The organism is Catenulispora yoronensis, from assembly GCF_039531695.1.
Lineage (GTDB): Bacteria > Actinomycetota > Actinomycetes > Streptomycetales > Catenulisporaceae > Catenulispora > Catenulispora yoronensis.
In genome coordinates, this window is record NZ_BAAAQN010000042.1 from 25393 (window position 1) to 39656 (window position 14264).

Below are 14264 nucleotides of genomic sequence, written 5' to 3' on the forward strand. Positions count from 1 at the left end.
GCTGCGGCTCTGAGCGGCAGTGGCGGCGTGGCCGGGCGCGGTCAGACCGCGATCGGTGCGGACGGGGCCGCGTCCTGGTCGGACTCCCCGGACTCCTCGGTCGACGCAAGCTCCCCGGCCCCCTCCGCCGGCACCGGCCGCTGCCCGCGCTGCGGCAGCGTGGTGAGCGCGGGCTTGTCGTCGCCGGCGCGGCGGCCCACCAGGGTGAAGAACACCTCGTCCAGGCTCGGCAGGTGCAGGGACAGCTCGGTCACGCCGATGCCCGCGGTGTGCAGCCGGGCCACGGCCTCGGTCAGTGCGCTGTCGTCGTCGACGGGGACGGCCACGACGCCTTGGCGCGGCGACTCGGCCTTGCCGCCGGAGACCTGCTGGAGCAGCGCGGCGGCGTCGGCCAGCCGGGCCGGGTCGGAGGGCTGGACGGTCAGCTTCTGGCCGCCGACCACGCGCTTGAGGCCCAGCGGGGTGTCGTGGGCGATCACCCGGCCGCGGTCGATCACCGTCACCTCGTCGGCCAGCGCGTCGGCCTCCTCCAGGTACTGGGTGGTGAGCAGCACGGTCGAGCCCTCGCCGACGAGCTGCCGCACCACGCCCCACATGTCGTCGCGCTTGGCCGGGTCCAGGCCGGTGGTGGGCTCGTCCAGGAAGATCACCGAGGGCCGGCCGACCAGCGAGGCGGCCAGGTCCAGGCGCCGGCGCATGCCGCCGGAGTAGGTCTTGGCCGGGCGCTTGGCGGCCTCGGCGAGGTCGAACCACTCCAGCAGCTCGGCGGCCCGGGACCGGGCGTCGCGCTTGGACAGGTCGAGCAGCCGGCCGATCAGCTCCAGGTTCTCGATGCCGGTGAGGTCCTCGTCGACCGAGGCGTACTGTCCGGTCAGGCCGATCGTGGCCCGGACCTTCTCGGCCTGCTTCACGACGTCGTAGCCGCCGATCCGGGCCGAGCCGGCGTCGGCGCGGATCAGCGTGGCCAGGATCCGGACGCTGGTGGTCTTGCCGGCGCCGTTCGGCCCGAGCACGGCGTGCACGGTGCCGGGCTTGGCGAACAGGTCCACGCCCTGGAGCGCCTTGGTCTCGCCGAAGGACTTCGCCAGGCCCTCGGCCTCGATCGCGTAGGTGGTCATCGACCCGTTCCCCTCTTCTCGTCGTCGGTATGGGACGAGCATCGGGGACGCCGCTGATAAGGCGCGCACACGGCGCTGACAGCACCTGACAGCGCCTGACAGCCGCCGGCACCGGGGGTGTCAGCGGCTGTCAGGACGGGCCTTTCGCGCAGGTCAACGCATCGGCGGGCTACTTCCCGCCGCTGGTGCCGAAGGTCTGGTCGGGCGGCAGCTCGACCGGCGGGGCCACGTCGCTGTTCTGCGCGTTGATGCCGCCGACCACGGCGCCGTCCTGCTTGACCGCCGCGGTCCACGGCTGGGCGCCGAAGCCGTTGGAGGAGCGGCCGGTAAGGATCCGGGTGCCATAGAAGACCCCCAGCGCCAGGATCAGGCAGCCGATCAGGGTGCCGGCCGCCAGCCGCTTGCTGGTGAAGCCGGACTTCGGGTCGCGCTCGTAGCCGGGGTGCGGGGCGGCGCTCCAGGACTCCTCCGAGCCGCTCTCCGGGATCTCGGCGACGGCCTCGCCGTAGCGCGGCGAGCCGTCGCCGACGCCGTCGTGCAGGTCGTAGACGCGGGCCTCATGGTGCTCGACGCGGGCCTCACGGTGCTCGACGCGCCCCGCGGCCACCGCGCCGGCGGCCGCCTTGGTTCCGGCCCCGGCACCGGACCCCGTTTCGGCTTCGGACTCGTTGCGCGGCTGGTCGCGCTGCTCCTCGGACATCTGCACCGGCTCCGATCGGATCGGGGACCACCCCTACACGGGCCACTGTCCGCCGGGGCCGAGCGGGCCGCCGCTCTGGTCACCCCTCCGGGCGACCGCTAGGATCCCAAGCAAATGCTAGGTTGCTCATCGGTCAGGAGGCCGTCGTGACCGTCTCCAGCAGCAGCGCCGTCTCCAGTACCAGCCCTGCCTCTGGTACCAACCCCGTCTCCAGTACCAGGGAGGCCCGGCCCGAACACCGCGGCGTGGTCACGATCACCGTCGACCATCCGCCGGTGAACGCGCTGCCGGTGGCCGGATGGTTCGCGCTCGCCGACGCGGTCCGGGCCGCGGGACAGGACCCTGAGACCCGCGTCGTGATCCTGCGCGCGGAGGGCCGCGGGTTCAACGCCGGAGTGGACATCAAGGAGATGCAGAACACCCCCGGCTTCGAGGCCCTGCTCGGCGCCAACGCCGGCTGCGCGGCGGCGTTCGCGGCCGTCTACGAGTGCCCGGTGCCGGTGATCGCCGAGGTCGCGGGGTTCTGCGTCGGCGGCGGAATCGGCTTGGTGGGCAACGCCGACAGCATCATCGCCAGCGACGACGCCTACTTCGGGCTGCCGGAGGTGGACCGCGGCGCGCTGGGGGCCGCGACCCATCTCAGTCGTCTGGTTCCCCAGCACTATCTGCGGACCATGTACTACACGGCGCGCACCGTCCCCGCGCAACGGCTGCTGGAGTTCGGCTCGGTGTGGGACGTCGTCCCGCGCGAGAAGCTGCACGACCGCGCCCTGGAGCTGGCCGCGGAGATCGCCGCCAAGCACCCGGCGGTGATCCGCGCCGCCAAGGCCGCGCTGAACGGCATCGACCCGGTCGACGTCAAGCGCTCCTACCGGTACGAACAGGGCTACACCTTCGAGATCAACCTGGCCGGGGTCGCCGACGAGGAACGCGACAAGTTCGTCGAGGGGAAGGCGTGAAATGGCAGGGCACCGTGCGCGATAAGCGAATGAGCGCCGACGAGGTCGTCGGCGGGCTGCGGGACGGGATGACGATCGGGATCGGCGGCTGGGGGTCGCGGCGCAAGCCGATGACGCTGGTGACCGCGATCGCCAAGTCGAGCCTCAGGGATCTGACAGTGGTCTCCTACGGCGGCCCGGACGTCGGGCTGCTGTGCGCGACCGGGAAGGTGCGCAAAGCCGTCTACGGCTTCGTGTCGCTGGACTCGATCCCGCTGGACCCGTACTTCCGCAAGGCCCGCCAGAACGGCGAGATCGAGGTCGCGGAGTACGACGAGGGCGCGCTCCAGTGGGGCCTGTACGCCGCCGCGCTCCGCCTGCCGTTCCTCCCCACGCGAGCCGGCCTCGGGTCGGACGTCATGACCGTCAACCCGGGCCTGAAAACCGTGACCTCGCCCTATGAAGACGGCGAGGAACTGGTGGCGATGCCCGCGATCCACCTGGACGTCGCCCTGGTCCACATGAACCGCGCCGACCGCTTCGGCAACACCCAATATCTGGGTCCTGACATCTACTTTGACGACCTGTACTGCATGGCCGCCGAGAAGCGCTACGTCTCCTGCGAGCGCGTCGTCGACACCGCCGAACTGGCCGCGGGCGGACCGCCGCAGTCCTTGCGGATCAACCGGATGCTGGTGGACGGGGTCGTCGAGGCGCCCGGCGGCGCGGGCTTCACCAGCTGCGTCCCGGACTACGGCCGCGACGAGGTGGCGCAGAAGGCTTATGCCGGCGGAGACCTGTTCGTGGAGGCGAGCCGATGAGCGACGTGACCCGCGCCGAGGTCTGTGTGGCGGCGTGCGCCGAGGCGTGGCGCGGCGACGGCGAGGTGATCGCCTCGCCGATGGGCCTGGTCCCGGCGCTCGGCGCCCGGCTGGCCAAGCTGACGTTCGCGCCGGGGCTGCTGCTGTCCGACGGCGACGCGAACTACCTGACCGATCCCACCGGCGCCGATTCCCACGTCGAGGCGTACATCCCGTACCGGCAGCTGTTCGACCTGGTCTGGCACGGCGCGCGGCACGTCATTATGGGCGCCAGCCAGCTGGACAAGTTCGGCAACCAGAACATCTCCGCGATCGGCGCGGACTTCGCCCGGCCCAAGGCGCAGCTGATCGGCGTGCGCGGCGCGCCGGGCAACACCATCAACCATCCGACCAGCTACTGGATCGCCAACCACTCGCCGAAGGTGTTCGTGGAGCGGGTGGACGTCGTCTCAGGGGTCGGATTCGACCGGGCCAGCGCGGTCGGCGGGGCCGCGCGCTTCCACGGGCTGCGGCGGGTCGTCACCAACCTGGCGGTGTTCGACTTCGCGACCCCGGACCACCGGATGCGGATCCGCTCGATCCATCCCGGCGTGACGGTCGACGAGGTCGTCGCGGCGACCGGTTTCGTCCTGGCCGGCACCGACAACCCGGAAGCCACGCCGGAGCCGGACGCCGAAGCGCTCCGGCTGATCCGCGAGGTGCTGGACCCGAGAGACACCCGCGAGCGCGAGGTCCCGTCCCCAGGACCAGGAAAGGGCTGAGCGGCGCATGCTGGAGCAGCGGATCCGGACCCGGTGGACGGAGCTGGTGGGCGTCCGGCACCCGATCGTGCAGACCGGGATGGGCTGGGTCGCCGGCCCGCGTCTGGTGACCGCGACGGCGCGCGCCGGGGCGCTGGGCATCCTGGCGTCGGCGACGATGTCCCACGCCGAGCTGGCGGCCGCGATCCGCGAGGTCAAGGAACGCACCGACGCGCCGTTCGGCGTGAACCTGCGGGCCGACGCCGCCGACGCCGCCGAGCGGGTGGACCTGCTGATCAAGGAGGGCGTGCGGGTCGCGTCGTTCGCGCTGGCCCCGAAACGGGAGCTGATCGCGAAGCTGAAGGACGCCGGGACGGTGGTCGTGCCGTCGATCGGCGCGCGGCGGCACGCCGAGAAGGTGGCGGCGTGGGGCGTGGACGCGGTGGTGGTGCAGGGCGGCGAGGGCGGCGGCCACACCGGCGGGGTGGCGACCAGCCTGCTTCTGCCGCAGATCACGGCCGCCGTGGACATCCCGGTCCTGGCCGCGGGCGGCTTCTTCGACGGCCGGGGGCTGGCGGCGGCGCTGGCCTACGGCGCCGAGGGAATCGCGATGGGGACACGGTTCCTGCTCACAGCGGACTCGCGGGTTCCGGACGCGGTCAAGGCCCTGTATCTGGCGGCGGACGTGAACGGGACGATCGCCACCCCGAAGATCGACGGTGTTCCGCACCGGGTGCTGAGGACCGGGCTCGTGGAGCAGATCGAGCGGTCCGGCGCACTGAGTGGGCTACTGCGCTCTGTGCGCAACGGCCTGGCCTTCAAGAAGATGACCGGCATGTCGCTGCGCGGGATGCTGCGCGACGGCCTGTCCATGCGCAAGCACTACGGGCTGGGTCTCAACCAGGTCGTCATGGCCGCGAACACCCCGATGCTGCTGCGCGCCGGTCTGGTGGAGGGGAATCCTTTGGCCGGTGTCCTGTCCGCAGGCCAGGTGACCGGCTTGATCGAGGATTTGCCAAGCTGCGAGGAACTGGTGGAGAGGACCGTTCTGGAAGCTCTGGCGGCGATGGCCAGAGCGTCCGCCTCGGTCGTGGGCTAGCTTGTCGGCTATGACCATCAACACCACCGACGGCCTCGTCCGCCTGCGCAATTACACCCTTGACGACTGCGCCATCCTCGACGACAACCCGGAGACCCTGGAGAGTGACCGCTTCAGCTACTTCGGGGTGCCTGTGCCGAACCGCCTGCGGCGTCTGGTGGATTCCGGCGAGGCGTTCCCGAAGTACGGGGACCTCACCGGCCGCCTCGCGGTGGAGGCCCAGGGGGAGTTCGTCGGCGGCGTCAGCTGGCATCCGGAGAACTACGGGCCGATCAACGCGCCGGCTATCAACATCGGTATCGGTCTCATTCCCGCCGGCCGGGGCAAGGGCTACGGCACCGAGGCCCAGCGGCTCCTGGTGGACTACCTGTTCAACTGCACCACGGTCTACCGCATCGAGGCGGGGACCGATGTGGAGAACATCGCCGAGCAGCGGTCCCTGGAGAAGGCGGGCATGCTCCGGGAGGGCATCATGCGCGGCTGCCACTTCCGCGAGGGCAAGTACAACGACATGGTGCTGTACGCCGTCACCCGCGCCGACTTCGAGGCGGCCCGCGCGGCGCGCTCCGGGACCAAGGTCAGCACCGGCTTCACCGCCTCGCGCTGACGGACCCACGGTCTGTCTCCGCGATGCCTCCTCGCCGCCCGGCCCGCGCCGACTGTCCCCGCCGCAGCGCATAATCCAGGCATGCGCGCCAGCCGTCTCGTGTCAGTGCTCCTGCTGCTCCAGACCCGGGGCCGGATGACCGCCCGCCAGCTCGCGGACGAGTTGGAGGTGTCGGTCCGGACCATCTACCGCGACGTGGAGTCCCTCCACGAGGCCGGCATCCCGCTCTACGGGGATGCCGGGCCGGCCGGCGGCTACCAGTTGCTGGACGGCTACCGGACGCGGCTGACCGGCCTGTCGGCGGACGAGGCCGAGGCGATGTTCCTGGCGGCGCTGCCGGGCCCGGCAGCCGAGCTGGGCCTGGGTTCGGTGATGGCGGCCGCGCAGCTCAAGGTGAAGGCCTCGATGCCCGCCGAGCTGGCCGACCGCAGCGGCCGCATCCAGCAGCGGTTCCTGCTCGACGCGCCGGGCTGGTACGACGACGGCGACACCAGCCCGTACCTGCCGGCGGTGGCCGACGCGGTCTGGAACCAGCGCCGCATCCGGGTGCTCTACCGCCGCTGGACGGCGCCCACCGAGGTGGAGCGCACCCTGGCGCCGTACGGGATCGTGCTCAAGACCGGCAAGTGGTACGCGGTCGCCGAATCGGCGGGCCGGGTCAACACCTACCGGGTGAACCAGATCCTGGAGCTCACCCCGCTCGACGGCGACGCCGGCCGCTTCGACCGGCCCGGGGACTTCGACCTCCCCGACTACTGGTCCCGCCAGATCGCCGAGTTCCGCACCCGCCTGGTGCAGGGCGAGGCCCTGATCCGGCTGTCCCCCACCGGCCGGCGGCGCCTGGAGGAGATCATGGCCTCCGACGTCGTCAACGCGGTCAACAGCACGGCCGAGGACGACTGCGAGCGCGAGGGCTGGGTGAAGGCGACCGTCCCGATCGAGTCCCTGACGCACGCCGAGGGCGAGTTCCTGAAGCTGGGCGCCGGGGTCGAGGTGCTGGCGCCGACGGCGCTGCGGGAGCGGATCGCGGAGACCGCCGCCGGACTGGCGCGGATCTACACCGGCACCCAGGCGGTTTCGGCGTCCGGCTGAGACCCGGTCACGCGAACCCCGCGGAGTTTACGGCGCCAATACGGGCCGCCCGCGATGCTGTCCCTAGTCGAGTGGACGGCGGTCCCGCATGCAGATCCCAGCAGTCCGACCGCGCGACCGGGGACAGATCCCGGCGCGCGCGGTCGGCGGCATGTACGGAATTGAACTCTCCGTCCGGTGGAACCGTGGTGTCGTCGAAGGCAACCGGCGAATCGTCAGTAGTATGAACATGGATGATGCTGACGGATGCGCCGCGCACACCGGGGAGGGATCAAGCGAATGACGGCCGATATCGGAAGTCCCCCGAAAGCCGACTTCACCATGCCGCCCGGGTGGATCCACCGGCTCCCGGCCGACGACCTGGACCTCGCCGTGCTGCTGGTGAACTCGATGGACATGCTGGAGGACCCGCCGGACCGGCTGACCTCCGTGCAGTGGTACCGCGACGCGCTGCGCGCCGCCGGGCACGGCGAGATCGCCGAAGGGCTCCACGAGGGCGATCTCAGCAGCCTGAAAGAGCTGCGGGCGCTGCTGCGGCTGGTGTTCAGCGCCACGACGCTGGAAGAGGCCGCGGAGATCGTCAATCCGATGCTGGTGCGCGGCGGGGCGGTGCCGCAGCTCGTCATGGACGACGACGGCCGGCCGATCCTCCAGGTGGCGCCCCGGGCCACGGGCATGGAGGCGCTGTCCGCCCGGCTCCCCGCCGCGGCCGCGGAGCTGATCGCCGACTCGGAGCTGCGGCGGCTGGGGACGTGCGCGGGATCGCCGTGCGAGTGCGCTTTCGTGGACCGGTCGCGGTCCGGGAGCCGCCGGTTTTGCAGCGACTGGTGCAACGACCGGGCAGCGGCGGCCGCTTACCGGGCCCGGCGTAAAGCCGGGCAATAGCTGATCAATCGCAACGCAGCACGCTGATCGACTCGTCTCTCAAGAACCGGGGCCGGGTGCGACCGGCTCCGGTCCCCTCGGCCTTACCCGGCTTTCCCGGGCTCAGCCGGTCTTCTTGGGCTCATGCTTCGCTCGCAGCTTCGGCGTCAGGTTCGCCCGCGACACGTCGCCCTCGTAGTGCGCGAGCACTCGCGGATCCATCACCCGGCGCCACAACGGCGGGAACAGGGCGACCACGATCATCGTCGCGTACCCGGCCGGCAGCTGCGGCGCCTCGTCGAACGAGCGCAACACCTGGTAGCGGCGGTTCGGGTACGCGTGATGGTCGCTGTGCCGCTGAAGCTGGTACAGGAACACGTTGGTGGACAGCCGGTCGCTGTTCCAGCTGTGCACCGGCTCGACCTTCTCGTACCGGCCGGCGGCCGTCCGCTGCCGCAGCAGCCCGTAGTGTTCGAGGTAGTTCACGATCTCCAGCAGCGAGAACCCGAACACCATCTGCACGAGCAGGAACGGCAGCACGCCGAGTCCGAACCAGAGCGTCAGGGCGGCGAACACCACGACCGTCATCAGCCAGGCGTTCAGGACGTCGTTCCGCAGCGTCCACGGCGAGCGCTTGCGCAGCCGGTGCTTCTTCGTCTCCAGCTCCCACGCCGACCTCAGCGACCCCCACACCGTCCGGGGCCAGAAGCGGTAGAACGACTCCCCCATCCGCGCCGACGCCGGGTCCTCCGGCGTCGCGACCCGCACATGGTGTCCCCGGTTGTGCTCCACGTAGAAGTGTCCGTATCCGGACGGCGCCAGCGCGATCTTCGAGAACCAGCGCTCCAGTTCCTCGCGCTTGTGGCCCAACTCGTGCGCCGTGTTGATGGCGATGCCGGTCACGATGCCGACGCTGATGATCATCCCGATCCGGGAGGGCAGGTTGACGTGTGGCTGGCTCCACGCCCACGCGCCCAGCACCAGGGATCCGAACTGGAGGGGCAGGTAGAGGAACGTCAAGACCCGGTAGTACCAGGCGGATTGCAGCTGCGCCTCGCGCTCGGCCGGCGGATTGCCGGCGTCCTCGCCGATGAGCCAGTCGCCGAGCGGCACGATCACGTACACCAGGAACGGCGTCAGATACCACGCGAGGGCGTTGTCGAAGCGGTGCCACAGCCCGTAGGCGACATACGGGAGGATCGGCACCACCAGGGCCAGCGGCCACAGGTACCGTTTGCCGTCCTGCCAGGTTTGCGCCTCGGATCGCAGACCGGTGGAGCCGAGGGTCGACGCCGACATGTCGCAGCCTCCTGGTTCGTCCCCAACGCTTTCGGGGGATCTCTTATTGGATCCCTTGCACAATGAGAGTGGCACGCATCACACTGCTCCACAAGGGTCCAAGTTGACAGGAGCGCCATGAATGACAAGCCATCGCCGCCCTGGTTCGGTGGGTTGATCCTGGGATGCCTGACTCTGGCCACCGGGTGGATCCTCACCTACACGCTGGCTCCGCTGCCCGGGCAGAGCGCGCTCGGAGGCTGGAACTACGTCGTGGTCGGCGTGCTGCTGACGTTCTTCATCGGGCTGTCGATGGAGTGGCACGGCGATCCGTCGGAGAAGGAGAAGCGGGAAGCCGCGCAGCGTTCGTCGGACGGATCAGCGGCGGGCAGCCTCGGCTGAGGCGGGTCGCCCTCGCCTCCCTCACGCGGACGCCGGACTACTTCATCGGAGCCGCGCCGATCGCGGCCAGCGCCTCCACGCCCTGCTCACGCTCCGGACCGTCCGCCAGGACGAGGGTGCGGGCCCACTGATAGCGGCAGCCCGCAACGAGGAGCCGATCTGCTGCGGCGAGCATCGTCTTCCGGTCGCCGGCAGCGAGAGCGACGCAGCGTTCGACGATCGCCGCCGCGACCGGGTTGTCGGCGGTCTCGGGTCGGGCTCGGCGCAGCCGGTCCTCGGCCGACGCGTCGCCGGCCAGCACGGCGGACTCGGCCCACACCGCGGCGTACCAGGTCCGCCACATTCCGCTGTACCAGGCGCGAAGATCCTCCGGGGGCGTCGTCAGCAGGGCCAGTGCCTCGTCGGCGCGGCCGTGATGGAGCAGCACGAGGGCGTCGAAGAAGGCGCCGTGGCGGATCCGCGCGATCGGCAGCCCGGGGGTGGCGATCGCTTCGACGACCGAGAGCCACCACTGCCGGCCGGCATCATCACCGCGCAGTCCGCATACGGCGGCGGCAGCGTAGGGCGCGCGGCTGAGGTTGCCCGCTCTGGGACGGCCGGCATGTTCCCATCCCTGGCGGAAGCGCTCGGCGAACACCGCGTGGTCGTCCCAGTCGCCGGTCAGCGCGGTCACCACCAGCAGCCGGGACGTGGCCAGATGGCCCTCCTCCTGGTAGAAGGGCAGATCGTGCACCTGCTCGGCGAGCCGGCGGGCCCCGGCCAGGTCGCCCGCCGCGGTCGCGCACTCGGCGGCCATTTGGTAGGCGTCGAAGAGTTCCATGCCGGCATCCAAAGGCCGCTGCCGGTAAGGCGCCACGAGTTCGGCGCGTCGCAGAGCACTGTCGGCGGCCGCCCTGATCTCTCCGCGCGCGAGCTGGACACTGGTCAGCTGATCCAGCCCGGCACTCTCGGCCAAGGGATCGCCGGCCTGGCGGGACAGGGCGACGGCGCGCTCGGCGGGCCCGAGATCGTGCGGGTCGAGGTCGCTGTACAGATACGCCTCGACAACCGCGATCCGGGCCAAGGCGCTGGGGTCGCCGTCCGCGAGCAGGGCCGCCTCGGCGAGCAGGGCAGCCGGATCGGGCAGATCAGTGCCCTGGACCAGGCCCGGCCCGCGCTTGATCAGCTCCGCGGCCTGCGCAAGGTGGTAGGCCGCCGACGCACGGGCGCCCGTACGCCGGGCTGCGTCGGCGCAGGCGCGGTGAAGGCGGATCGCTTCACCACCGAAGTGCCGGATCTCCGCCGCTGTCGCCGCCTTCGCGAGGGCGTCAGCCGCGGCGGTGTCGTCGGCGGCGAGGACGGCGGCCTGCTCGTAACGCCGCTGAGCTTCGCCGGGACGGCCGTGGAGGAAGCAGAGTTCTGCCATGACCAGGGCCAGCCGGTGACCTTCGGCCCGGGCTTCCGGTTCGGTGGCGGCCCAGTCCAACGCTGACGGGATCTCTTCGAGGATGCGGTCGGACCACTCCTCCGCCTGGGCCAGGCACCAGCGCAGATGTCTGATACCGGCCTCGAAGTGCTCGTCGGCGCGGAGCAGTCGCTCGGCACCATATTGGCGGATGGTCTCCAGCATGCGATAGCGCGTGCCGTCCGCCGCCGGGACGGTGGTCAGCAGGCTGTGGTCGGCGAGTCCGGCCAGCACGGTCGGCACGCTTCCGGCGGGCGGCCAGTCGGAGAGCAGTGCCGCGGCGGCTTCGGCCGTGAACGGCGCGGCGAAAACCGAGACTCGTCGCAGCACCGCCTGTTCGGGCGTGCTGAGCAGCGCGTGGCTCCAGTCCAGTGCCGAGCGCAGCGACCGGTGCCGATCGTCCAGCCGGCGGCCGCCGGTCAGCAGATCGAGGCGGTCCGCCAGCGCGGCTTGCAGGCCGTCGAGCCCGAGGGCCGGAAGACGTGCCGCCGCCAGTTCGATCGCCAGCGCCACGCCGTCGAGTGCGCGGCAGATCGCCGCCACCCTTCGACGATCGCCGAGGCCGAGCGTTGTGCCCGCCGCGAGGGCCCGGGCTTCGAAGAGGTCGACCGCGTCACCGTCGCCGTCGGCGCCACTGTCGTCGATCGCCATCCCCGGCACCGGGAACACCTGCTCGTGCGGCACCAGGAGCCGCGCACGGCTGGTCGCCAGGACCCGGACCCGAGGACAGACGGTGAGGATCCGCTCGACCAGCATGACCACGCCGTCGGCGAGATGCTCGCAGTTGTCGAGCAGGAGCAGTCCTTCGCGGTCGGCCAGCCAGGCGAGCGCTGCCTCCTGCGGCGAACGTCCCTGTTGCTCTCCCAGGCCGAGCGCGTCGGTCACGGCGGGAGCGACCATCGCGTCGTCGGAGATCGGGACCAGGTCCACGTACCACAGATCGCCGAAGCGTCCCTCGGTCTGCCCGGCCGTCGCCAGCGCCAGGCGGGTCTTGCCGATGCCGCCGGGGCCGACAGCGGTGACCAGGCGGTGTTCAGCCAACGTGGCCAAGAGCGCACGGACCTCGGCGGTCCTGCCCACAAACGGCGTCAGCGGCGCCGGCAACGTACCGCCGGGCTTCCGAACCTCCAGACCGGCAGCCGGGCGCCGGTCAGCGGCTGCCAGCCGGACCAGCGCGCGCCGGTCGTTCACCCCGAACTTGCGCAGCATGGAGGAGATGTGGCTCTCCACGGTCCGCACCGAGATGTACAGCCGCCCCGCTATCTCGGCATTGGTCAGGTGCTCCCCGACCCCGGCCAGTACCTCGGCCTCGCGATCGGATATGTCGGCCGTCCGCGCGGCGGGCTGGGCGTTCACCACGTCATTGTCGCGTATCAGAATGCTGGCGGTCGGAGCTCTGCCCGGCGGGTTCGCCGCCGGGCAGGGTGGTCGCCGCACGCAGTCAGGGACGGGCCTCGATGATCAGGTGGAAGGGCGTCCGCGCGGCCTCGCGGACCCTGGTGAACCCGGCTTCCCGCAGGATTTCGGTCAGCCGCGACGGTCCGGCCTGCGCACCCAGACCCAGGCCGACCGGCTGCGCCAAGGACGCCGGAGTGCAGATGGCGGTCGAGAAGCCGTAGAAGGCGCGGCTCACCGGGTTGAGGTTCTCCTCCAGAACGTCGCCGGCATTCGGCTCGACCAGCATCAGCGTCCCGTCATCGGCCAGGGCGCCGCGGATGTGCCGGGCCGCGCCGAGCGGGTCGCCCATGTCGTGCAGGCAGTCGAACAGGCAGATCAGGTCGAAACCGGTGCCGGGGAAGGCGTCGGCGGAGGCGGTGTCGAAGCGGACGCGGTAGTTCACAGAGTTCCGCGTCGCCGCCTCGCGCGCCGCCTCGATCGACGGGCCGTGGATGTCGAACCCTGCGAAAGTCGAGTGCGCGTAGGCCTGGGCCATCAGCACCGTGGAGCCGCCGAGCCCGCAGCCGACGTCGGCGACGCTGGCCCCGGCCTTGAGTTTGGCCTCGACGCCGTCGAGCGCGGGGATCCACGCGCTCGTGAGATGAGCGGCATAGCTGGGCTGGAACAGGCGCCGGACGCCGGAGAAGAGGCGCTCGTCGTGCTGCTCCCAGCCGAACCCGGCGCCGCCGCGGAACGCCTCGGCGAGGTGGGCGTAGTCGGAGTAGCAGGAAGCGATGGCCTCGTAGGCGCCGCCGAGGAACACCGGGCTGTCCTCGTGCGCCAGCACCGCGGCGTGCTCGGCGGGCAGCTCGAAGGTGTCGTCCTCCGGGTCGTGGGTGACGTAGCCGCCGGCCGCCTGATTGCAGAGCCATTCGCGGACGAACCGGGGCGTGGTAGCGGTCCGGGCGGCCAGCGCCTCGACGGTCAGCGGACCGGCTCCGGCCATCGCCCGGTACAGCCCCAGGCCGTCGCCGAGGTGCACGAGCAGGCCCGAGATGGCCGCGGCCATGTCGTCCACGGCTTGGCCGACGAACTGCTCCAGCCTCACGTGGTCGATGGTGGTGGACATGAGGACTCTCCTTGTCGTGGACGGGGAACGTCCCCGTGCTCAGAGAGTCTTCGCTGTCCGGTGCCCGCGGACCTCCGTGGCGGACACGGATCCGCCGGGATCCGTGGTGGCCACGGAAGGGTGGCGCGACATGGACGCGCAGGGGCGGTGCGGGACGATGCCGAGTAGCGCGCGCCCGATCAGGAGTTGTCGCACTGCGACTGGCTGATGTCCTTCCCCGAGCCGAACTGCTGCGGCTCCTGGAAGTTGCTGCCTATCGAGGCGGCGACGCCCATCAGCTGGTAGGCGATCCGCCAGCTGCCGGCCTTGCAGGGCTGGGTGATGTTGATGTCGGTGTAGTCCTTGGTCGGCGGCCCGGTGTACTTGCGGGCGTCGCCGACGTTCGCCCACTGCGCTCCGCTGTCCTTGCGGTACTGGAGCTGCATCACGAAGTCGGTCTCCTTGGGCGTGGTGGCGCATTTGATGCCCACCGTGGCCAGGATCTGCCGGTTCAGCGGCCGCGGATCGTCGACGACCTTCACGTTGCAGTCGTACTCGGTGGCGGTCACCTTGAAGTGGTGTCCGGAACTGGACGGTCGCACGACGAGGAACAGCAGCAGCACAATGGCTGCCACCGCCGCACCGGCCTTCGTATTCTGGCTCATCACCATTCAGG

The 14264-nt window shown here is 71.0% G+C and carries 13 protein-coding genes and 1 pseudogene; 8 read left to right on the plus strand and 6 right to left on the minus strand.

The genetic code is table 11. The features are described 5' to 3' along the window. Window positions 1–41: 41 nt before the first annotated feature. Window positions 42–1118 carry an ATP-binding cassette domain-containing protein gene (locus ABD481_RS29110; protein WP_344668985.1) on the minus strand — a complete coding sequence of 359 codons (1077 nt, stop codon included), beginning with the start codon at window positions 1116–1118 and terminating at the stop codon, window positions 42–44. A 169-nt stretch (window positions 1119–1287) separates the two neighbouring features. Beyond that, window positions 1288–1818: a hypothetical protein gene (locus tag ABD481_RS29115; RefSeq protein WP_344668986.1), complete on the minus strand. Its 531-nt coding sequence runs from the start codon at window positions 1816–1818 to the stop codon at window positions 1288–1290. 245 nt (window positions 1819–2063) lie between these two features. Here ABD481_RS29115 and ABD481_RS29120 point away from each other — a divergent pair, with 245 nt between their 5' ends. The 7 genes from ABD481_RS29120 (at window position 2064) to ABD481_RS29150 (ending at window position 8000) form a co-directional block, all read left to right on the plus strand. Beyond that, on the plus strand, window positions 2064–2777 hold the full coding sequence (locus tag ABD481_RS29120; RefSeq protein ID WP_344669061.1) for an enoyl-CoA hydratase family protein: 714 nt from the start codon (window positions 2064–2066) through the stop codon (window positions 2775–2777). A gap of 14 nt (window positions 2778–2791) precedes the next feature. Next, window positions 2792–3577, plus strand: a complete 786-nt coding sequence (locus ABD481_RS29125) for a CoA transferase subunit A (protein WP_344668987.1) — start codon at window positions 2792–2794, stop codon at window positions 3575–3577. Next, a complete protein-coding gene (locus ABD481_RS29130) occupies window positions 3574–4338 on the plus strand; it encodes a CoA-transferase subunit beta (protein ID WP_344668988.1) in 765 nt (254 codons plus the stop codon). Before ABD481_RS29125 ends, ABD481_RS29130 begins: the two co-directional genes overlap by 4 nt. Window positions 4339–4345: 7 nt before the next feature. Continuing rightward, window positions 4346–5416, plus strand: coding sequence for an NAD(P)H-dependent flavin oxidoreductase (locus tag ABD481_RS29135; RefSeq protein ID WP_344668989.1), 1071 nt, complete (start codon window positions 4346–4348; stop codon window positions 5414–5416). Window positions 5417–5426: 10 nt separating this feature from the next. Beyond that, window positions 5427–6023 (plus strand): GNAT family N-acetyltransferase, encoded by a 597-nt coding sequence (locus ABD481_RS29140; protein WP_344668990.1) that lies wholly within the window; start codon window positions 5427–5429, stop codon window positions 6021–6023. Window positions 6024–6104: 81 nt separating this feature from the next. After that, window positions 6105–7115 carry a helix-turn-helix transcriptional regulator gene (locus tag ABD481_RS29145; protein WP_344668991.1) on the plus strand — a complete coding sequence of 337 codons (1011 nt, stop codon included), beginning with the start codon at window positions 6105–6107 and terminating at the stop codon, window positions 7113–7115. A 279-nt stretch (window positions 7116–7394) separates the two neighbouring features. Next, complete coding sequence (locus ABD481_RS29150) at window positions 7395–8000, plus strand: CGNR zinc finger domain-containing protein (protein ID WP_344668992.1); 606 nt, start codon at window positions 7395–7397, stop codon at window positions 7998–8000. 102 nt (window positions 8001–8102) lie between these two features. On the opposite strand, the gene ABD481_RS29155 is transcribed toward ABD481_RS29150, so the two are convergent. Beyond that, the gene (locus ABD481_RS29155) at window positions 8103–9278 is read right to left on the minus strand and encodes an alkane 1-monooxygenase (protein WP_344668993.1); all 1176 of its coding nucleotides are present in this window, start codon (window positions 9276–9278) and stop codon (window positions 8103–8105) included. 111 nt (window positions 9279–9389) lie between these two features. On the opposite strand from ABD481_RS29155, the pseudogene ABD481_RS29160 reads away from it, so the two are divergent. Further along, window positions 9390–9659: pseudogene (locus ABD481_RS29160) on the plus strand (cell division protein CrgA); the annotation flags it as partial. A 37-nt stretch (window positions 9660–9696) separates the two neighbouring features. On the opposite strand, the gene ABD481_RS29165 reads toward ABD481_RS29160, so the two are convergent. The 3 genes from ABD481_RS29165 to ABD481_RS29175 all read right to left on the minus strand — a co-directional run bounded on the left by ABD481_RS29165 (window position 9697) and on the right by ABD481_RS29175 (window position 14253). Next, on the minus strand, window positions 9697–12459 hold the full coding sequence (locus ABD481_RS29165) for a LuxR C-terminal-related transcriptional regulator (RefSeq protein ID WP_344668994.1): 2763 nt from the start codon (window positions 12457–12459) through the stop codon (window positions 9697–9699). A gap of 85 nt (window positions 12460–12544) precedes the next feature. After that, window positions 12545–13609 carry a class I SAM-dependent methyltransferase gene (locus ABD481_RS29170; RefSeq protein ID WP_344668995.1) on the minus strand — a complete coding sequence of 355 codons (1065 nt, stop codon included), beginning with the start codon at window positions 13607–13609 and terminating at the stop codon, window positions 12545–12547. A gap of 179 nt (window positions 13610–13788) precedes the next feature. Beyond that, on the minus strand, window positions 13789–14253 hold the full coding sequence (locus tag ABD481_RS29175) for a hypothetical protein (RefSeq protein WP_344668996.1): 465 nt from the start codon (window positions 14251–14253) through the stop codon (window positions 13789–13791). Window positions 14254–14264 lie beyond the last annotated feature (11 nt).